We start from the raw sequence: 19,819 nt of genomic DNA on the forward strand, positions 1-19,819 counted from the left end.
TTCACGGATCTCATTACGGCACCGGGACGGCATCGAAAATGGCGCCGACGAGGTCTTCACTGGTCATTTCCTCGGCTTCGGCTTCGTAGCTGGGGATGACGCGGTGGCGGAGCACGTCCATGCCGATATCCTTGATGTCCTGCGGGATGACGTAGGCCCGCCCCTGCATCAGCGCCCAGGCCTTGGCCGCCAGTGTCAGGCTGATGGTGGCCCGGGGGCTAGCGCCGAATTGAATGTACTGCCCGATATCGAGCTTGAATTGGGCGGGCTCACGACTGGCCAGAACGAGATCCACGATGTAGTCGCGAATCTTAGGATCGGTATAGACCTCGTTGACATGCTGGCGCGCGTTGCAAATGGCCTCGAGCGAGGTAACGGCGTTGACATCTAGCTTCGGAGCGGTCGAGGCCATGCGGTCGAGAATCTCCCGCTCGTCCGTTTTGCCGGGATAGCCGACTTTAAGCTTAAGCATAAAACGGTCGACCTGCGCTTCGGGCAATGGGTAGGTACCTTCCTGGTCGATGGGGTTTTCGGTCGCGAGCACGAGGAAAGGCTCGGGCAAGGGATAGGTCTCGTCGCCGAGCGTGACCTGCCGCTCCTGCATGGCTTCAAGGAGCGCGCTTTGCACCTTGGCGGGCGCACGGTTGATCTCGTCGGCCAAAATCAGGTTGGCAAAGATCGGGCCCTTGCGGGTGTGAAAGCTTTCCTCTTTAGGACTGTAGATGAGGGTGCCGATGATATCGGCCGGGAGCAGATCCGGTGTGAACTGGATGCGCTTGAACTCCGCGTTAGTGGCTGAGGCGAGGGTGCGGATGCTTAGGGTCTTGGCCAGGCCGGGCACGCCTTCGAGCAAGACGTGGCCATTTGCAAGCAAGCCAACGAGCAAGCGGTCCACAAGATAATGCTGGCCCACGATGACCCGGCCAATCTCTTCACGGAGGGCCGGAATCCAGCTCGTGGCCTTCTTGAGTTTTTCTTCGGTTTCGGGGGAAGTTAAATCCTGATTCATATTGTTCGGTTAATAACGGAGTAAAGTTTTGAGGAGATAGAGACAGTCGGGAAAACACCTGGTTTCATGTCAATCGGATGATTGATCTTTAAAATAAAATGTGCCTTATTGGCACACATGCCCGCAACTATTTTAATTGTAGATGATGAGAAAAATACCCGGGAGGGTCTGGGACTTGCCTTGGAAGAGGACTACGAAGTCTACATGGCCTCCAGCGCGGAAGAAGCCTTTAACCTGATGGAGGCGGAGACCTTTGATGTGGTACTGACGGATTTGCGCATGGCCGGCAAATCGGGTCTTACGGTGATCGACAAAGCGATCAAGTTGCCGAACCACCCGATCTGTATCATGATGACGGCATACGGTAACGTCGAGACTGCGGTCGAAGCGATGCGCCGTGGGGCCTTTGATTTTCTGACCAAACCGGTGAGTCTGGAGAAGCTGGATCTCCTGATCAAACGCGCCCTGAAATCCCGCACCATCGAGGAGGAGAATGTCGTGCTGCACACACGGCTGGACAAAAAATACAAATTCGGCGGCATTGTGGGCAATTCCCCCGGCCTGACGGATGTACTCGACAAGGTCCGTCTGGTTGCGCCCTCCAAGGCGACCGTTCTGCTGGAGGGGGAAACCGGTACCGGTAAGGAACTGATCGCCCAGGCCATCCACCAAAACAGCGAACGTTCGCGCCAGGCATTCGTACCGGTGCACTGTGCGGCGCTGGCGGCCAATCTGCTGGAAAGTGAATTATTCGGGCACGAGAAAGGTGCTTACACCGGCGCGACCGAGCGGCGTATCGGCCGCTTCGAGGCGGCCGATGGAGGGACGCTTTTCCTCGATGAGATCGGGGAAATTGATGCTTCCACCCAGGTCAAACTCCTTCGCTTTCTGGAAACGCGCAGCTTTGAGCGACTCGGTAGCTCAAAGCCGATTAAGGTGGATGTGCGTCTTGTCTTCGCGACCAACCGCAATCTGACCGAGATGGCGCAGCGCGGTGAGTTTCGGGAGGACTTGCTCTATCGCCTGAACGTGATCACGATCAACCTGCCGCCGCTGCGGGACAGGACGGAAGACCTGCCGGTTCTGCTCAATCACTACATCACCCATTTCAGCGAAGAAAACGGTCTGGAGCCCATCCGCATAACCGACGGAGCGCTCAAGATTCTCAACGCATACCATTGGCCCGGCAATATCCGGGAGTTGCGCAACTTTTGTGAGAACACGGTGGTCCTCAAACGGGGGAGCGAGCTCACCGAATATGATCTCGATCCCAAATACAGCGCCACGACACCCGATCATTCCAACTCGGAAACGGCTGCGCTGCCCAGTAGTCCGACCTTGAGTCGCGAGGATAACGAAAAACGACTCTTGCGCAGTGCACTGATCAAATCGAACGGCAACCGCACCCGGGCCGCCGAGCTGATGGGGATCAGCCGCCGAACCTTGCACCGGAAGCTGGCCCAGTGGCCCGAGCTGGATGTTTAGGCGGCGGAATTCGATTCACGTTACGCTGCGGCTTATAGTTTGACTCAACCGCATAAGTCTCACTTTCTGAAGTTCTCAATTGGCTTACCCTCCTGCCTTACGAATTTGCTGCATGAACACACGTATTAGCATTATTCTGTTTACTCTTTTCTGTACTGCCGCATCGCACGCGGAAGAAATCCGCATGGCGGCTTCCGACTTGCTGGCCGAATTTATTTCTCCCGAGCTAACGACCTTTGCAAAAGAGAACAAGCTGGACCTTAAGTTCGAGGGGATGGGGAGCCTTCCGACACTGGACCGCTTGAGGTCGGATGAAATCGATCTTGCCATCATCGCGATTCCCGAGGGTGAAGAAATTCCCCGCGACGAATTCAGCGTTTATCCATTTGCCTATGATACGGCGGTCATAGCCGTGAATAACAGCAATCCCATGGATGAAATAAGTATCCCAAGACTGGGGGGGATCTTCGGGACGAACGAGGAGCTTAATTTCAACACTTGGGGCGAACTCGGTCTGGCGGGCTGGGGCAGTCGTAATATCAAGCCGCTAGCCGGTCCCGCCGAGGGAAGTATCTCACTTGAGCTCTTTCGCTATTCCGTCTTTTCCGGCAGTGCGATGAAGCCAAGCGTAGCTGTCTTGCGGAGCACGGAAATCGAAAACGCACTGGCCGGTAACATTGCTTCGATCGGGATACTCTCCTCGCTGCCCGAAAGCAACAATGTCAAAGTATTGATGGTCTCCGAGGGAGATGGCCCCGATAACCCGGCCTACGGTCCCACGCCGGAGAATATTCACCGTGGTGATTACCCGATACGCCTGGCTTTCTATATCGCATTCAACCCGCGCGACGAATCGAAAGTTGAGCCATTGGTGCGCGTCTTACTTGAAGACAAGGTAGCGGAGGTTCTGAATAAAAACGATCTTTTTGCCCTTCCGGATACCGTGCGAAGCCAGTTTCTGCTCGATCTGAATCTCCAGCAGTAGCACAGATTTCGGATTTCTTAAAAAACGCATTGACAGAAACTAGTCACTGTAGCTTCTTACCCATTCTTCAATAAGCGAGCGTAGCTCAGTTGGTAGAGCACCACCTTGCCAAGGTGGATGTCGAGAGTTCGAACCTCTTCGCTCGCTCCACTTTTTAAGCCCCCTTCCGGAAACGGGAGGGGGCTTTTTTGTGTCTGAACCTATCGTAGATGAGAAGCGAAGAGGTGAGAACTCGATCAGAGAGTTTGACGGAGCGACGTAGGAGCGGAGATGGCCCGATCCCGTCTGGCGGGATCGCCGCGGAGCGGTGCGGCGGAGCCGCAGGCAACCTCTTCGCTCGCTCCACTTTTTAAGCCCCCTTCCGGAAACGGGAGGGGGTTTTTTGTGAACCGTTAATTAACGGTTCTCTCTCTCCATTTGGAAGTTATCCCCGAAAATAGATACTGAAGCATCTTGCCGGGCATAGGCGGAGACATGGGAATATGTCTCATCACCTTTAGGATTCATTCCTGCAGGGTGTCACTTTCCTTCCTTCGCCCGAAGCTACGGCGGGACATGCAGCCGGCACCCGCGAGGCTGGCAGGACGCTGCGAAGGCTAGGGGATTGCTGTCGAACGGTCGTGGGCTTGCGCGAGGAAAGCCGCTACGGGCAGCAGCATCGAAAATTCGTCCATAACTTTTCCGGTAGTGAATGGCGGGTACAAAAAAAGCCGCCTCATCGAGGCGGCTTTTGAAATAGATGAACCGAAAAGAAATAGATGAACCGAAAACTTACGCTTTAGCTTTCTGGTAGTTTTCCTCGGCGGCGTTCCAGTCGACGATGTTCCAGAAAGCGTCGATGTATTTCGGACGCGCGTTCTGGTAGTTCAGATAATAGGCGTGTTCCCAAACATCGAGACCGATGACCGGTGTGCCCTCAACTTCAGCGATTCCCTTCATGCAGGGGCTATCCTGATTCGGGGTCGATGTGACTGCGAGCTTGCCGTCCGGCTTGACCACGAGCCATGCCCAACCGGAACCGAAGCGAGTGGCGCCTGCATTGGCGAAGGCTTCCTTGAAGGCGTCAAATCCGCCCAGCTCGGCATCAATCGCAGCTGCCAGATCGCCAGTGGGCGCGCCACCTCCGTTCGGGCTGAGAATCTTCCAGAAGAAGGTGTGGTTGGCATGGCCGCCGCCGTTGTTACGGACGGCAGTTTGCTTGTCGGCAGGCAGTGAAGGGATGTCGGCGATCAATTCACAAATGGACTTGCTTTCCATATCTGTGCCTTCAATCGCACCGTTCAACTTGGTGATGTAGGTGTTGTGATGCTTGGTATGGTGGATCTCCATCGTGCGCGCATCAATGTGTGGTTCGAGCGCGTCATAAGCGTAATCTAGTTTTGGTAATTCGTGTGCCATAATATGGTTTGGTTTCGTAGTTGGTAGGTGAAAACAGAAGACTGAACAGAGTGCGGGTAAGTGTCAAACGGCAGATCGGAAATTGTTCCCTAGCTCTCCGGTAATTCAGCGGCCTTTTTCTCTGCGTTGAGTCGCCGCTTCTCTTCAAAGAATGCTTTTAGCAGACCGTGGTTGAGCTCCTCCAGGACGCCGCCCGTGGATTCAAAGTGGTGGTTGCTGCGGGGGAGGGCTCCGAGGTCGACCGCACCGCCGACGCAGCCCATTTTTTCGTCGGGTAAACCGTAGAAGACTTTTCCGATGCGGGCGATGACGAGCGCGCCCGAACACATCGGGCAGGGCTCTTTGGTGACGTAGAGCGCGCAATCGTTCAGCCGCCAGTCGCCGAGGCTGTTGGCGGCCTGTGAGATGGCGAGGATCTCGGCGTGAGCCGTCGGATCGTTCGTGGATCGTGACAAATTGTGAGCGCTGCCAATGATCTGCCCTTTGTGTTCAATAACCGCCCCGATAGGCACCTCGTCCTTGTTCCAGGCGTTGATTGCTTCGTTGTAGGCATGTGTCATGAAATAGACCGCATCGCGTACCAGTTCCGAGGGATAGATTTTTTCAAACGGGCAGTTCATTCTGAAGTTGTCTCATGTTGGGAGTGAAAGTGTCAGTCTGGCAAATTATATATTGCCACTACGATTCGTACGTACCTTCTGTAGCCGGCAAACGCTGTGTCCCGGTCTAGACGGACCTTGACATTCGCCTTCAATCCGCTTCGCTCTGCGGTTCTTTATTATTTATGGCAAAAGCACAAAGCGAAGAATACGTCGAAGTCGAAGGTAAGATCGTGGCAGTTCTACCGGGCACCATGTTCCGTGTCGAACTGGCAAACGGTCACAGGGTGCTGGCCCATATCTCCGGCAAGCTTCGCAAGCACTTCATCAAGATTACGGTAGGGGATACCGTGAAGATGGAAATGAGCCCATACGATTTGGAAAAGGCACGTATCGTATATCGTTTGCGCAATGCGGCCGTGCAGCGCAACGCGCCGATTCGCAGCTACGGCCCGAAAAAGCGATAAGCTGCCGGCAAGGTGTGCAGGGTGTTGTCCTCCTGCACTTATCAAAAAGTTCATGAACGTGACAGATTGATTTCTGTGGACTGGGCTTGCTTCGGCGATAAATTCAGTTGTGCTTGAATATTCGTCCAAGTTTATCTCAACCCTGTTTATTTATGAGCAAACTATTCGCTTCTATTGTCGATACCGTAGGCAACACGCCACTTGTTAAAGTGAACCGCACGGCTGCTGATGTCGGCGCCGATATCTACCTGAAGTGCGAGTTCTTCAATCCACTCGCCAGCGTCAAGGACCGTATTGGCCGCGCCATGATTGAAGCGGCCGAGCGCGAGGGCAAGCTCAGTGCCGACAGCATTGTTATCGAGCCGACTTCGGGAAATACCGGTATTGCGCTTGCCTTTGTTTGTGCCGCCAAAGGTTACAAGTTGATTTTAACCATGCCGGAAACCATGTCGGTGGAACGCCGCGTGCTGCTTCGTATGCTGGGAGCTGAGATTGTGCTCACACCCGGGCCCAAGGGCATGCCCGGCGCGATCGCCCGAGCGGGCGAACTGGTCGAAGAATACGGCGAAAAGGCCTTCATGCCACAGCAATTTGAAAACCCGGCCAACCCCGAGATACACCGCCAGACGACAGCGGAGGAAATTTGGGCGGCGACGGATGGTAAAATCGATGCCTTCGTGGCTGGCGTCGGCACGGGTGGTACCATCACCGGCGTATCCGAGGTGATCAAATCACGCAAAGAACTTTACTCCGTCGCGGTCGAGCCCGAGGCCAGCCCTGTTATCTCCGGCGGTGATCCCGGTCCCCACAAGATTCAGGGGATCGGTGCCGGGTTTATCCCGAAAAACTGCAACATCGATGTGATTGATGACGTGATCAAAGTGTCCAATGAGGATGCATTTGCCACGGCCCGGTCGCTTGCGGAAAAGGACGGAATTCTTGGTGGTATCTCAACCGGAGCCAACGTCTGGGCCGCCATGCAACTGGCTCAGCGCCCCGAAATGTCCGGGAAGACGATTGTTACCGTGGGATGCAGCTTCGGTGAACGCTATCTCAGCACGCCTCTGGCTGAAAAGGCCCGGGAGGAGATGTTGGCGGCGACAGCCGGCTAAGACCTTTTCGGCGGCGTGATGGCGACAAACCACCACGCCGCTTCTTTATATTAACACGACGCGAATAGACTCAATCGACACATGATGAAACCATCCCCTAAAATTCTGGCACTGCCACTACTTGCCGGTGCACTTTGCTTTACGGCTTGCGGCGAAAAGTCCGATGCTACCGAGGGCGCTGCCGCCTCTTCCGACGAGATCAACATACCGGACGCACCGGATGCGGCTCTCCAATTTGTCCTCTCCGAAATCGCCGAAGGTAAAGGTGGGGTACTATGGGAAGCGATGCCTGCCAGCTATCAGGACGAAGTTAATGCGATCGCCCAGCTAGCCGGTAGCAAGATTGATGCGGAAATCTACGACAAGGCCTTCTCGACGATCAAACGCGTGGCCTCGGTGCTCGATAAACAGAAAGAATTTGTCTTCAATACCAGCCTGGTCGGTGAAGCACCTGATGAGGAAGAAATTGCCAAGGTGCGCGCCTCCTGGCCCTCGGTTATGGATTTGGTCAACGCGCTGACCACGAGTTCCATTTCCAGTGCCGCCGGTCTGCAAAGCTTCAAGGGTGAGGCATTCTTCAAAGACACTGTCTCCGCCGTGCTGACAGACATGGATGCCCTGGCCAGGTTACAGCCGGAAAATGAAGGCCCGTTTCTTTCCGATATGAAGGATGCCCAAGTCGAGTACGTCGAGGGCACGGATTCGGAAGCAACGCTTAATATTACGATTCCTGGTCAGGAAACCGAAACCAAGACCGTGGTAAAAGTGGAAGACCGCTGGGTGCCTCAGGAAATGGCTGCATCCTGGGAGGCGCAAACTACCGAAGCTCGTACGAAACTGGAGGCGATCGACCCGGCTCAACTAACCAAGCAAAAGCCCCAAATTATGAGCGTGTTCGCCATGATCGAAGGCGTGTTGACTCAAATCGAGGCGGCTGAATCCCAGCAGCAATTCGATCAGGCTGTGCAAAGTGCCATGATGCCGATTATGGGTCTGATGATGATGGGGCAGGGCATGGGAGGTGGTCGTGCGCCTGACATGCCGGCTGCGCCCGAGATACCTGAAATGCCTTCGGCGCCAAGCGCACCGTAAAGACATCCGAACTTTGAATACAAAAACGCCTGCTCGATCGAGCAGGCGTTTTTTCTTTCTCAAGTTAAATTGGAGGGTTAAAAGGATCCGTAGGTTAACGCTTTCGGCGTTCTAATCGAGTTTTGCAACGAGAGGGCGTGGGTAGTTCTGCGGCCCCGCTGGTGAACGTGGGCTCATTTAGCCAAGCAGGCTGAGTTTTCGGAGGCGTTATTCTCCGGCCAGTTCGATGGAGCGGGCTTTGGCGGCGGCGACGGCGTCATTGATAAGCGCACGAAAATCGGCCTCTTCCAGTACTTTCAAGGCGGCGGCGGTGGTGCCCCCGGGCGAAGTGACAGCATCGCGCAGACTCTCTGCGGACGCTTCACTTTCGGCGAGCAACATGGCGGCACCGAGCAAAGTATCCACACTAAGGGACTCAGCCAGCTCAGGCGGCAGACCGGCATTGACGCCGGCATCCCGCAAAGCCGCGGCAAACTCAAAAACGTAGGCGGGACCGCTGCCACTGACCGCGGTGACGGCGTCGATATCTTCTTCCTCGACCTCGTGGAAGTTGCCCAGGGAGCTGAGGGTTTTTTCCACGATGCTGCTGTCTTTTTCCGAGAGCTCGCGCAGGGGGCTGTAGGCCGTCACGCCGGCACCGATCTGACCCGGCGTGTTCGGCATGGTGCGCACGAGATTGCGCGCTTTGGAAAACTTTTCGCCAAGTCGCGCGAGAGTCGTGCCAGCGAGGATGGAAAGGATGAGTTTGCCTCCCGCAGCGTCGGCGAGCTGCGGGTCGATTGCATTGAACTGCTGCGGCTTGCAGGCGAGCACGACCGCTTCTGCCTCGCAGATTGCCTGCGTGATGTCGGGGTGGTAGTGTATGCCGGTGGCTTCCGCGAGGGCGGGGCCAGTCGGGTCGTCACCACAGGTGCATGCGATTTCTTCGGGGGTGTAGTGTTCTTTTTCGAGCAGGCCTTGGACGATGGCGGAGGCCATTCGGCCCGCTCCGATGAAGACAATTTTAATACTCATGGAAATAGGATCAGCGATTGGTTGCTAATTCGGAGTCAGGTCCGGTCGTGAAATCGGGGAATGCGTTTATCCCCTGAATACCTTCATACTTTCGCACCTTCAAACCTGACCACCTGCTTAGATCGGGTGGGTCAACGTAGCAATGGCCCCGCCATTCGGGTTGGGCTTGATCTGAACGTCGCCTTCCAGGTTCCGGGCGGTGTGCCGGGCAATCGTCAGGCCCATGCCGCGGCCCACGGATGTCTTGGTCGTGATGAAGGGCTCGAAGAGTGTGTCGGTCACCTCGGGGGCAATGCCTTCTCCGGCATCGATTACCTGGAGTTCGAGCATGGCCGGACCTTTCTCCCGGGCGATTCGTGCCTTGAGCGTGATCTTTCGCTCTTCGTCTGGCGTATCCTTTTTGTAGCTTTCCCAGGCGTTGATCAGGAGTTTGCCCAGAACGATTTCAAAGGTTTCGGCGTTGGCCGAGATGGTGGGGTTTTCGGCAAAGTCCGTCTCGATGTCGATTTTGGCATCGATTTCATACTCGGCATTCAGCCGTTCGATGGAGCTGTCGAGCAGTTCGGTCACGGGAAGCGTGGTCAGCTCAATGCGCTCGTTATTGGCGATGGTGCCGAGTTGACGGATAATATTAACCATGCGGTTGATGGCATGATCCATGAGCCCGACGCTGCGTTTGACCATGTCGGGGCTGTCGTAGCCGTTCTTGATCAGGTCGAGATAGCCGACGACCACACCGAGAAGGTTGTTCAGGTTGTGGGCAATCCCTTGGGTGATGGCGCCAACCGCAGCGGCTTTTCGGGCATCACCGAGTCGTTCCTGCAGCTCAATATTCTCGCGGAACATTTCCTGAAGACGCAGTTGAGTGCGGACGCGGGCGAGCGTTTCGTCCAGATCGATCGGCTTGGTGATGTAGTCGACCGCACCGGCATCGAGGCCTTCGAGCTTTCCTTCTTTGGATGCTTTGGCAGTGATGAAAATAATAGGGATGGTTTCGGTCTCCGGATCTGCTTTGAGCTGCTGGCAGGTCTCGATGCCATCGATCTCCGGCATCATAATATCGAGAAGGATGAGCTCGGGCTCGACTTCCTTGACGATATCGAGGCATTCGCGGCCGCTGTAGGCGACGGAAACGTCCATGCCCTGGCGCTCTAGTTTGCGCTGTAGCAGCTTGATGTTGATCGGCTGGTCGTCGACGACGAGGATCTTTGGTTTGTGTTTGGTGCTCAAAACGAATCTGGGCGCGTTGCCTGTAAGGTAGAGTTATGTTGTGGTGCTGTTTGAAAAAGGAAAACAGAAAATAAGCGAGGTCCTTGTGGCAATGTCCTTATGATTTCGGCTGCAAATTGACATATTTTTCGTCAACGACGGTGGTTCGGGCACAAAGGTCATGGCCGAGCTGGCGGCGTTTATTGAAAAACAGAGCGATAAAGGTGGCGCCGAATGCGAGTGGGAAGAGCCAGAATAGCGTGACGGTTTTCAATCCGCCGCGGATGATGCCGGCGAGAAATTGTGGCGGACCCAGATTGACGGTGCTGACGCTGCGAATGCGGCAGATGCGTTTTCCCAGTGAGCTGCCTTTGAAGAAAGCTTCACCGACTGCGAAATAAATCCAGAAGAGAAGCAGCTGCAGCTCGTTGGCGACGGCGAGGGCACGGGCCAGTTCTTGGCTGGGTTCCGGTAGTGGGGTATCGGGCTCCTGTTTTTCGACCCAGGTCACAACTTCCTGCGACCATTGCATCAATTCACCGAAAGCTGCGGGATGTGACTGGGGCAGGGCGATCTTCCAGATAATGATAGAGGCCACGGCGGTCATGAGAATGCAGTCCAGAACAAGGGCTACGGCTCTCAGGGAGAAACGTGCTGTCGGCATGGGACCGCCCTCGCTGAAGATCGAGTCCAGGACGTTGTCCGGCTTGATCGGCGGTAAGGGTTCCTGCTCGTGATTGTCCGGTTCCTGGCTCATTGCGCGGCTTTGAAGGCTCGCAGTGTATTGTGCATGAGCATGGCCACAGTCATGGGACCAACCCCGCCGGGGACCGGAGTGATCTGTGAGGCCTTGGGAGAAACGGCCTCGAACTCGACATCGCCGACGAGGCGGTAGCCGCGTTTCTTGCTGGCATCTTCCACGCGGTTGATGCCGACGTCGATGACGGCCACGCCGTCTTTTACCATGTCGCCGGTAACAAAATTCGGCCGCCCGATGGCAGCGATCAGAATGTCGGCCTGCCGCGTGACCTCGGGAAGATTCTTCGTGCGGGAGTGGCAGACGGTCACGGTGGCATTGCCCGGGACAGCTTTACGCATCATCAGAAGCGCGGCCGGCTTACCCACGATCTGGCTGCGGCCAAGCACGACGACGTGTTTGCCCTCGGTTTCGATGCCGCTGCGATCGATCAGCTCGACGATACCGGCCGGCGTGCAGGCCACGAAGCCGCTGCCATCCTCCTGGCAGAGTTTGCCGATATTCACGGTGTTGAACCCGTCGACATCCTTGCCCGGGGCCACCCGGTTAAACGTCTCGGTTTCATCAATGTGCTTCGGGAGCGGTGCCTGAATGAGGATGCCATTTACATCCGGGTCGCCGTTGAGTGCGTCGATCTGAGCGAAAAGTTCCTCTTTGGAAACATTTTCCGGGAAGAGATGCAGGCGGCTCTCGATGCCGATGCGCTCGGCGGTTCTCTCTTTCTTGCGAACGTAGGAGACAGAGGCGGGGTCGTCGCCGACGCGGATGAAGGCCACGGTGGGCTTCTTGCCTTCCAGTGCACCGACCTCTGCGGTGAGTTCTTCAATAATGGATTCTGCGATGGCGTTACCGTCGATGAGTTGCATGGGTGCAAGGAACGCGAAAGAGCATTCGGTTGGCAATCCAAATTCTGATCGATGCATTCCGGATTGTTTTCGGAAGCAAAACTGGCGGCTACTTCAAGGGGGAGCTCAAAAGCTTGCCCGGAAAGCAGATGATCTGTTTTTTGAGAATCATGCATCCATCCCTGCGTCTCTTGCTTTGTTTTTTTGCCCTTCAAATCGTGGTCTTCGGTCAGAGCCCGGTTTGGAAGATCAGCAAGAATGAACAAACACTCTACGTCGGTGGCACCTGCCACATTTTGAGGCAATCGGACTTTCCGCTGCCAGAGGCATTCGATGCCGCCTACAACGAATCGGACTTGCTGGTCTTCGAGGTCGACCCGGCCCGGATGCAGGATCCGGCGGTTGCCACGCAATTGATGCGGAAGGCCCGCTATACCGATGGACGCACATTAAAGACGGTGCTTTCAAAAGAAGTATATGATGAACTGGCAGCGCAGGCCAAGAAATCCGAAATGCCGATCGAGGTGCTGAACGGCTTGAAGCCCGGTATGGCAGTCATGATGTTGACGATTCAGGAATTGATGAAGGCGGGTGTGACGCAGGACGGCGTCGACATGGTTTTTGCCAAGCGCGCCAAAGCGGACGGTAAACCGGTGCGGTCACTGGAAACCGCGGAGTTTCAGATTGATCTGATTACGTCGATGGGGGAGGGGCTCGAAGACGAGTTGGTCCGCTACAGTTTGCGCGACCTGAACCAGATCGAAAAATTTTTCGGCGTGATGATTCGCGCCTGGCGTGAGGGGGACAACCAGGCGTTGGAGCGACTGTTCGTTGATGATATGCGCAAGTTCCCCGGTCTCTACGAAGCATTGCTGGCCGAGCGAAATGAGAACTGGATGAACGACCTGGAAAAGATGCTGGCGACGCCCGAAGTCGAATTTGTTCTCGTCGGGGCGGGGCACCTGGTGGGCGAAGATGGCCTTCTGGCAAGTTTTCAGAAAATGGGCTGCCAGGTCCAGGTCTTGGGGTCGGAATCGGTTCAATAGGAGGCTAGGGAGATTCCTTGCATCAAGCGGTCAGGGCATCTGTCTGGCGGCCGGGTTTCGATTCGTGGAACCACTTCGGCTGTCAATACTGGGCTCAGGGCCTGAAAAACGCTGATTTTCCGCCCCCTAAAAAAGTCCAACAAAATCCTTGCACCGAAAAAGTGAAACGCTACTTTCCCCATCTTTCTCTAAATCAGACGACTCAATTTAATGCCTACAATTAACCAACTTGTCCGCGCACCACGTGTAGTGCAGAAGGAAAAATCCAAGTCCCGCGCTCTGGATCGCAACCCGTTTCGCCGTGGCGTTTGCGTGCAGGTCATGACCCGCACGCCCAAGAAGCCAAACTCGGCGATCCGTAAGGTGGCCAAAGTCCGCTTGACCAATGGTATCGAAGTGATCGCCTACATCCCAGACGAGGGCCACAACCTGCAGGAGCACAGCATCGTTCTTGTTCGTGGCGGTCGTGTGAAGGACCTTCCCGGTGTCCGTTACCACATCGTCCGTGGCACGCTTGACTGTGTCGGGGTCGAGAAACGTCGCCGCAGCCGCTCCAAGTATGGTGTGAAAAAGCCCAAGGAGTAATCAGAATTTACAGTCACCAGTCATTTTTAATTAGCATTTACTATGTCACGTCGCCGCCAAGCTGTTAAACGTCCGCTCATTCCGGACCCGCGCTACAATAGCACTCTCGTCACCAATCTTGTGAACATGATCATGGAGCGCGGTAAGCGCACCGTCGCGCAACGTATCGTTTACACCGCATTTCAGCGCGTGAGCGAGAAGCTCGGCAAGGGTGATCCTGTCGATCTCGTCATGGGGGCCCTCGAGAATGCACGTCCCAAGCTTGAAGTGAAGAGCCGCCGTGTCGGTGGTGCCACCTATCAGGTACCGGTTGAAGTTTCTTTTGAGCGCCAGCAAAGCCTCGCTTTCCGTTGGATGGTATCGACCGCCCGCAACCGCAAGGGTGTTCCCATGGACGAAGCTCTGGCTGATGAAATCGTGGATGCCTACAACAACACCGGTGCTGTGGTTAAGAAAAAAGAAGAGATGCACCGCATGGCCCAGGCCAACCGTGCCTTTGCGCATTTGCGCTGGTAGTGCATCCGCACCTGTGTGATGGTTTGCGAACTGTCACACGCCCCCTGTTCTTTCCCAGTCTTCCCTTTTATGTCCGCTAATAATACAGCGTCTGCTAACTCGCCGAAACGTAAGTTCCCTCTGGAGCATACGCGTAACATCGGTATAGCTGCGCATATCGACGCCGGGAAGACGACGACAACGGAAAGAATTCTATTTTACGCAGGTGTTGTCCACAAGATGGGCGAAGTGCACGAAGGCAGTGCCGTCACCGATTGGATGGAGCAGGAGCGTGAGCGTGGCATCACGATCACATCCGCAGCCATCTCCTGCAACTGGACGAACCAGCAGGGACCGTTTGCCGGGATCAATAACCAGATCAATATCATTGATACGCCCGGCCACGTGGATTTCACGGCGGAGGTGGAGCGTTCGCTCCGCGTGCTCGATGGGGCGGTCGGTGTTTTTTGTGCGGTGGCCGGTGTGCAGCCCCAGTCCGAGACGGTCTGGCGCCAAATGGGAAAATACCACGTCCCACGTATTGCTTTCATCAACAAGATGGACCGCACGGGGGCGGATTTTTTCGCCGCGATTGAATCCATGCGGGATCGCCTGAAAGCAAACGCGCATCCCATCTTTCTGCCAATTGGGGCGGAGGAAGACTTTATCGGGCTGATCGATCTTGCGTCGATGGAAGCCCGGATCTATGACAAGGCCGACGCAACTGGGCTGACTTACGAGATCACGGAAATTCCCACGGAATATCAGGACCAGGCCAGGGAATATCGGGAGAAGCTGATTGAAGCGCTCGCTGATTTCGATGACGGAATGGCCGAGAAATACCTCGAGGGCGAGGAGCTTTCGGCTGACGATGTGCGTGCCGCGATCCGCAAGGCGACGGTCTCGCTCGGCTTCTGTGGCGTGATTCCGGGGAGCGCTTTTAAAAATAAAGGCGTCCAAGCGGTTCTCGATTGCATCGTCAATTACCTGCCTTGTCCGCTCGACTTGCCCCCAATGAAAGGCGAGACCGAAAAGGGCGCGGATGTGGAAGTGGCTCCCGATGACAATGCCAAGTTTGCCGGACTCGCTTTCAAGCTGATGAACGATAGACATGTCGGAAAGCTCGTCTTCATGCGTGTTTACTCCGGCTCACTGGCCAAGGGCACTGCACTTTACAATCCCCGGACGGGTAAGACCGAGCGTATCTCGCGCTTGCTCATTATGAAGGCAGACTCCCGCGAGGATATTGATGTCGCCTACTCGGGTGACATTTGTGCCATCGTCGGTGGCCGTGATATCGTAACCGGAGACACCCTTTGCACCAAGGGCTTCGACGTGCGTTTGGAGCCGCCCACATTTCCTGAACCGGTCATTTCGATGTCGATTGAGCCGAAGACCACGGCGGACCAAGAGAAAATGGCGACTGGTCTGCAACGGCTCGCTGAAGAAGATCCGACTTTTGTTGTCAGTTCCGACGAAGAAACCGGCCAGACAATCATCGCCGGGATGGGTGAACTGCATCTGGAGATTATTAAAGACCGTCTCTTCCGCGAATTTAAAGTCGGCGCTGAAGCCGGGCGTCCACAAATCGCTTATCGTGAGACCATCACCACTGAAGGTGAAGGAGAGGGTAAATTCGTCCGCCAGACCGGAGGTAGTGGTCAATACGGCCACGCCCGTATCAAAATTGAGCCGCTCGATCGGGGCGAAGGTATTGAGATCGTCGATAAGATTGTCGGCGGTGCGATTCCCAAAGAATTCATCAAGCCGACTCTTGATGGCATTCGCGAAGCAGCAAACAACGGTGCGGTCTGCGGTTATCCTGTCATCGATTTCAAGGTCACACTTTTCGACGGTAGTTTCCACGATGTGGATTCCTCTGAAATGTCCTTCAAAATGGCTGGGATATTTGCCTTCCGAGATGCGATGGAAAAAGCAAGTCCCGTTCTCCTGGAGCCGATGATGCGGGTCGAGGTGGAATCTCCCGAAGATTACCAGGGCGATATCATGGGCGATCTGAATCGTCGCCGCGGTCAGATTCTGAATGTTGCCGCGAAGACTGCCTTTGTCTCCATCTCTGCTCTCGTGCCATTGCAGGAGATGTTTGGTTATGCTACGACAGTGCGCTCGCTCAGTAAGGGAAGAGCCTCCTACAGTATGGAGCCCGAGCGCTTCGAACCCGTTCCGCAAAATGTCCTCAACACCATTTTAGAAACTTCCACCCGGGGAAGATATTAATCAGAAGACAGCAATTTGAATATTTTACCTTAAACAAACTGAAAAATTAAACCAACTTAACCAAACACAAAATCATGAGTGCACCACGTATCCGTATCCGCCTGAAAGGCTTTGATTACCGCGTTATCGACCAGTCCGCTGCCGATATCGTTGAAACCGCGAAGCGTTCCGGCGCCCGCGTTGCCGGTCCGGTTCCGCTTCCGACCAAGATCGAGAAGTTTACCGTGAACCGCTCCGTTCACGTCAACAAGAAGTCCATGGACCAGTTCGAAGTGCGCACACACAAGCGCCTGATCGACATTGTCGAGCCTACCGCCGACACCGTTGACGAGCTCAAGAAGCTCAACCTGCCCGCCGGTGTGGATATCTCGATTAACGTCTAGCTCAAGAAGTTGGAATTCAGTAGATAGAAGTCAGATATTTCGAAAGCCCCGTCGCTGGAAAGCGCGGGGCTTTTTTTATGGATGGGCGGAACGATGCGACATGCGGGTGCCGGGTCATCGTCGTTGTGGTTCTGCCGGTATTTCACGCCACTGTGGCAACTGAACTGCGCCATGATTATTTAGAGTGAAAATTAGTTCACTATTTTATTGACAGCCAGATTTCGTGTCTGCATATAAGTAGTCGTTCTTCACTTCGAGGGGCACACGAAACACGATTCATTCGTAGCAAGCTAATAACACGCAACTGAAAGGAAATATCATGAATCAGACCATAATGACAGGAAACCTCACCGCCGATATCGAAACCCGCCAGGTTGGGGAACAACACCTCAGCAAGTTCACCCTCGCCTGTAACGAAGGGGAACGCGTGGTCTTCATTCCCGTGGAAGCTTGGAATATGGCGCACCTGCCCGATTGTCTGGCTAAAGGTGCCAAGGTGCTCGTTTCCGGATCCCTCAAGCAGAATAACTGGGAAACCGAAGACGGTGAGAAGCGCAGTCGCATCGTCCTGACCGCCTACAAGGTCGAGTTCCTCGATCCGGCACCGGAAAAACCGTCCGTACGTTCGGACCGCCCGAAGGGTAAAAACGACGCTTGCAGCCGTGCGGCCTAGTAATTGGCAACACAACAAATTTCGGAACGGAACCTAGTGGTTCGTCCAAAAAGTTTTTTCATGCTTCGACCAAAGCCGAAGGGCTTCGGCTACATAAAAAAAACTTATTTGCTGAAGCACTCGTCGCCCGACCTCGGCTTGGGATAGCTGTAATACCTCTTCGCTTTAATCTTGGTAGTTATGTGCTGCGAGCTTTTGGAGCAGCGCTAGGCGGCCGGGCAGGAGTGCGCCGAGGCGCTTGACTGCCCGGGCAACGCCGCGACCTCCAAAAGCTCGCGCATCCATTATAGACAGGCCCAAACGGCTCGCTGGCCGCGTTGGTCGCCCCCTTGCAGGGCCTCGCCCAACAGGGGACACCCGCCTTGCCAGTGAGCCTTTTGGGCTCTGCATAACTGCCAATCTTAAATCGAAGTGGTATAAAGGCGTCGTCCTGTTTGTTGAACCGCAAGACGCATCCTATCTTACGGGCTCATGCCTTTACCGCCAGTGGGGCAATCGAATCGTGGCCCACCAATTTAGCGGGGAAGAGTTTTTGTCGTTGGTTTTCCTTGCCGCGGGCCACGCCGTTCACCCAGCGCACGACGTGGCGGATCACCGGCTGATGGTCGAAGCGCATGTGCGGGATGGCGGGCCAGCACCAAAACAGGCTGGGGTCCTGGTCGGCGCAGATCAGGGCGACCTGCCTGAGGGCCGCGCCCCGCTTCTCGGCCAGATAGTTCCGCACCGCCAGGCAGAGCACCGGGTCCTCCACGATGATGGCGGTCGGGGGTGTGACTTTGAAGATGGCATCCAGGCAGGCGCTCAATCCCTTTGGGGATTCCTCCCAGTCCGGAAGGTTGTAGGCACCGGGAGTGATCCCCCGGTCCTTAAGCGCGTCAAAAAACGTTTGCAGGAAGAGCCCGTGTTTCGCTTTGCGGACTTCTTCGCGGACCAGCATGACAATGCGCCGGTCACCCCGCCGCTTCAGGCAAAGAAGCGCCTCCCTCAAGGCCGGCAGCTTGTCCGGGCCGGTGCCGGCAATGGACAGACCGGTCATACTCCCGAAGAGGGCAAAGGCGGGGACCACGGCTTGGGCAAACCATTCCAAGACCGGCTTGGAGCCGCCGTTCACGATCCATACGTCAGAGGGATCTGCTCGCACCCATTTGGCCACCTTCCGAGGATCTTGCTTCAGGTCCTTCAAGGTTTTGGAGGCGAAACTGAGCCCGTGCCCCGCTGCTTCCAATTGCCGCCGCAGCTCGAGGATCAGCCGATGGCTGGAATCGTCACGCTCGTAGAGGATCATTTTGACCTGCAGGGCCGTGCGTCGGTGCTTGTTCGGCAACACGATCCGCCGTCGTCGACCCGCTCCCTGCGATTCCAGCAACCCCTCGCGTTCCAACTGTTCCAGAGCCGCCTGCACGGTATCCCCGCCTGCACTCAGCTGCTTTACCAGCGCATTGCGCCCCGGCATGGTCTCGGTCCAGGTGCCCCGAAGGATTTCCTCGCGAAGGAAGTCGCTTGTCTGCTCGGTGGCGGATCGGATCGTTAGGCTGCGCATGTCTTCAAGCTGAGGAATTTCGGCAGGGTTGTGAATAAAAAAACGTTTGTCTGCCCAAGTAAGCAGCTCTTTATCACCACTGTTGTGAACCCGAAACTACGGTTTGTCTAAAACAGGCAAAAATTAAGTCTCATAACCCAAGAAAATTAGAAATGACACAATTTAAAACCATCACGTTCTTTGCCGCATGTTTGGCTGTGACGACAGCCGCAAACGCCTCGATGCAGCTCACATTCGGGGCTCCGGGCGGGGTCAGCTCACAAGATGGGTCGGTAACCAGTCTGACCGATAATTCACCGGAAGCCTCTTCAGATCCTCCAAATGCTCTCAGTGCCAGCGGCTTTCTTACAGGCGTCAACAACACCGACACAATCAGCTTCACGGCCACTGCATTCTCCGATTCATCCCTGGTCGGTAACGATCTGACCACCTCTACCTCTGATTCGACTGATCTCGCGCGTAACGGTGATGACGGGTGGGGGGCTCGCGATGGCGGCGGTGCAGAATCCAACATCGAATCCGATGACGGTTTTTTCGACGCCGTGCTACTTGCTTTTGATCTTTCCGGTTTGTCGGGCAATACGGGGCTAAGGATTACAGACGTCCTTGGCGTGGATACGGGTGGCAGTGGTAGTCCAAGCATGCAGGTCATTGTGGACGGTGTCTCGACGACCACCGTGGGCGGTCTTATCGGCAGCGGGCTATCTATCGATTTGACCGACGGCGATACGCTTGCCTTCCGCGAAGACAGCGGCACAGGTAATTACCGCATTCGATCAATCACGTTTGATACTTACGCGATTCCCGAACCTTCCACCTTCGGGCTCCTCGCCGGTTGCTTCGGCCTGACGTGGGTGATGCTGCGTCGACGCACCTAATTATACAAA

Annotated in this window: 21 protein-coding genes and 1 tRNA gene; 13 read left to right on the plus strand and 9 right to left on the minus strand. The window is 55.4% G+C overall.

Going from position 1 to position 19,819, the window contains the following annotated elements; translation table 11 throughout:
• Positions 1–13 precede the first annotated feature (13 nt).
• Entirely contained in the window at positions 14–1,009 is a 996-nt protein-coding gene (locus tag DDZ13_RS02860; RefSeq protein WP_110129922.1) for an AAA family ATPase, read from the minus strand.
• A 117-nt stretch (positions 1,010–1,126) separates the two neighbouring features.
• On the opposite strand from DDZ13_RS02860, the gene DDZ13_RS02865 reads away from it, so the two are divergent.
• The 3 genes from DDZ13_RS02865 to DDZ13_RS02875 all read left to right on the plus strand — a co-directional run bounded on the left by DDZ13_RS02865 (position 1,127) and on the right by DDZ13_RS02875 (position 3,629).
• A complete protein-coding gene (locus DDZ13_RS02865) occupies positions 1,127–2,494 on the plus strand; it encodes a sigma-54-dependent transcriptional regulator (RefSeq protein WP_110129923.1) in 1,368 nt (455 codons plus the stop codon).
• 112 nt (positions 2,495–2,606) lie between these two features.
• A complete protein-coding gene (locus tag DDZ13_RS02870; RefSeq protein WP_110129924.1) occupies positions 2,607–3,479 on the plus strand; it encodes a PstS family phosphate ABC transporter substrate-binding protein in 873 nt (290 codons plus the stop codon).
• Positions 3,480–3,553: 74 nt separating this feature from the next.
• Positions 3,554–3,629 (plus strand) — tRNA-Gly (locus tag DDZ13_RS02875).
• Between the two features lie 621 nt (positions 3,630–4,250).
• Here DDZ13_RS02875 and DDZ13_RS02880 read toward each other — a convergent pair.
• A complete protein-coding gene (locus tag DDZ13_RS02880) occupies positions 4,251–4,877 on the minus strand; it encodes a superoxide dismutase (RefSeq protein ID WP_110129925.1) in 627 nt (208 codons plus the stop codon).
• A gap of 89 nt (positions 4,878–4,966) precedes the next feature.
• A complete protein-coding gene (locus tag DDZ13_RS02885; protein ID WP_110129926.1) occupies positions 4,967–5,497 on the minus strand; it encodes a nucleoside deaminase in 531 nt (176 codons plus the stop codon).
• A 164-nt stretch (positions 5,498–5,661) separates the two neighbouring features.
• Between DDZ13_RS02885 and infA the strand changes: the two genes are divergently transcribed.
• The 3 genes from infA (at position 5,662) to DDZ13_RS02900 (ending at position 8,147) form a co-directional block, all read left to right on the plus strand.
• Positions 5,662–5,943 (plus strand): translation initiation factor IF-1, encoded by a 282-nt coding sequence (gene infA / locus DDZ13_RS02890; RefSeq protein WP_110129927.1) that lies wholly within the window; start codon positions 5,662–5,664, stop codon positions 5,941–5,943.
• A gap of 152 nt (positions 5,944–6,095) precedes the next feature.
• Entirely contained in the window at positions 6,096–7,055 is a 960-nt protein-coding gene (gene cysK, locus DDZ13_RS02895) for a cysteine synthase A (RefSeq protein ID WP_110129928.1), read from the plus strand.
• Positions 7,056–7,136: 81 nt separating this feature from the next.
• Positions 7,137–8,147: a hypothetical protein gene (locus DDZ13_RS02900; protein WP_110129929.1), complete on the plus strand. Its 1,011-nt coding sequence runs from the start codon at positions 7,137–7,139 to the stop codon at positions 8,145–8,147.
• Between the two features lie 207 nt (positions 8,148–8,354).
• Here DDZ13_RS02900 and proC read toward each other — a convergent pair whose 3' ends face one another.
• The 4 genes from proC to folD all read right to left on the minus strand — a co-directional run bounded on the left by proC (position 8,355) and on the right by folD (position 11,993).
• Positions 8,355–9,161, minus strand: coding sequence for a pyrroline-5-carboxylate reductase (proC, locus tag DDZ13_RS02905; RefSeq protein ID WP_110129930.1), 807 nt, complete (start codon positions 9,159–9,161; stop codon positions 8,355–8,357).
• A gap of 117 nt (positions 9,162–9,278) precedes the next feature.
• Positions 9,279–10,391 carry an ATP-binding response regulator gene (locus DDZ13_RS02910; RefSeq protein ID WP_110129931.1) on the minus strand — a complete coding sequence of 371 codons (1,113 nt, stop codon included), beginning with the start codon at positions 10,389–10,391 and terminating at the stop codon, positions 9,279–9,281.
• A 97-nt stretch (positions 10,392–10,488) separates the two neighbouring features.
• Positions 10,489–11,127 carry an RDD family protein gene (locus tag DDZ13_RS02915; protein WP_110129932.1) on the minus strand — a complete coding sequence of 213 codons (639 nt, stop codon included), beginning with the start codon at positions 11,125–11,127 and terminating at the stop codon, positions 10,489–10,491.
• Positions 11,124–11,993 (minus strand): bifunctional methylenetetrahydrofolate dehydrogenase/methenyltetrahydrofolate cyclohydrolase FolD, encoded by an 870-nt coding sequence (gene folD / locus DDZ13_RS02920; RefSeq protein WP_110129933.1) that lies wholly within the window; start codon positions 11,991–11,993, stop codon positions 11,124–11,126. Before folD ends, DDZ13_RS02915 begins: the two co-directional genes overlap by 4 nt.
• Before the next feature lie 149 nt (positions 11,994–12,142).
• Between folD and DDZ13_RS02925 the strand changes: the two genes are divergently transcribed.
• The 5 genes from DDZ13_RS02925 to rpsJ all read left to right on the plus strand — a co-directional run bounded on the left by DDZ13_RS02925 (position 12,143) and on the right by rpsJ (position 16,719).
• Positions 12,143–13,018: a TraB/GumN family protein gene (locus DDZ13_RS02925; protein ID WP_158279759.1), complete on the plus strand. Its 876-nt coding sequence runs from the start codon at positions 12,143–12,145 to the stop codon at positions 13,016–13,018.
• A gap of 210 nt (positions 13,019–13,228) precedes the next feature.
• Positions 13,229–13,603 (plus strand): 30S ribosomal protein S12, encoded by a 375-nt coding sequence (gene rpsL / locus DDZ13_RS02930; RefSeq protein ID WP_110129935.1) that lies wholly within the window; start codon positions 13,229–13,231, stop codon positions 13,601–13,603.
• Positions 13,604–13,645: 42 nt separating this feature from the next.
• Positions 13,646–14,119 carry a 30S ribosomal protein S7 gene (rpsG, locus tag DDZ13_RS02935; protein ID WP_110129936.1) on the plus strand — a complete coding sequence of 158 codons (474 nt, stop codon included), beginning with the start codon at positions 13,646–13,648 and terminating at the stop codon, positions 14,117–14,119.
• Positions 14,120–14,188: 69 nt separating this feature from the next.
• A complete protein-coding gene (gene fusA, locus DDZ13_RS02940; RefSeq protein ID WP_110129937.1) occupies positions 14,189–16,336 on the plus strand; it encodes an elongation factor G in 2,148 nt (715 codons plus the stop codon).
• 74 nt (positions 16,337–16,410) lie between these two features.
• Positions 16,411–16,719 (plus strand): 30S ribosomal protein S10, encoded by a 309-nt coding sequence (rpsJ, locus tag DDZ13_RS02945; RefSeq protein WP_110129938.1) that lies wholly within the window; start codon positions 16,411–16,413, stop codon positions 16,717–16,719.
• On the opposite strand, the gene DDZ13_RS15670 is transcribed toward rpsJ, so the two are convergent.
• Positions 16,716–16,892, minus strand: a complete 177-nt coding sequence (locus tag DDZ13_RS15670; protein ID WP_233246063.1) for a hypothetical protein — start codon at positions 16,890–16,892, stop codon at positions 16,716–16,718. The genes rpsJ and DDZ13_RS15670 overlap by 4 nt on opposite strands.
• A gap of 146 nt (positions 16,893–17,038) precedes the next feature.
• On the opposite strand from DDZ13_RS15670, the gene DDZ13_RS02950 reads away from it, so the two are divergent.
• Entirely contained in the window at positions 17,039–17,392 is a 354-nt protein-coding gene (locus tag DDZ13_RS02950; protein ID WP_110129939.1) for a single-stranded DNA-binding protein, read from the plus strand.
• A gap of 469 nt (positions 17,393–17,861) precedes the next feature.
• Here the strand turns inward: DDZ13_RS02950 and DDZ13_RS02955 are convergent, their stop codons facing one another.
• Positions 17,862–18,932 carry a GntR family transcriptional regulator gene (locus DDZ13_RS02955; RefSeq protein WP_110129940.1) on the minus strand — a complete coding sequence of 357 codons (1,071 nt, stop codon included), beginning with the start codon at positions 18,930–18,932 and terminating at the stop codon, positions 17,862–17,864.
• Positions 18,933–19,084: 152 nt separating this feature from the next.
• Here DDZ13_RS02955 and DDZ13_RS02960 point away from each other — a divergent pair, with 152 nt between their 5' ends.
• A complete protein-coding gene (locus tag DDZ13_RS02960) occupies positions 19,085–19,810 on the plus strand; it encodes a hypothetical protein (protein WP_110129941.1) in 726 nt (241 codons plus the stop codon).
• The last annotated feature ends 9 nt before the right edge of the window (positions 19,811–19,819 follow it).

The sequence above is a fragment of the Coraliomargarita sinensis genome, from assembly GCF_003185655.1.
Classification (GTDB): domain Bacteria; phylum Verrucomicrobiota; class Verrucomicrobiia; order Opitutales; family Coraliomargaritaceae; genus Coraliomargarita_B; species Coraliomargarita_B sinensis.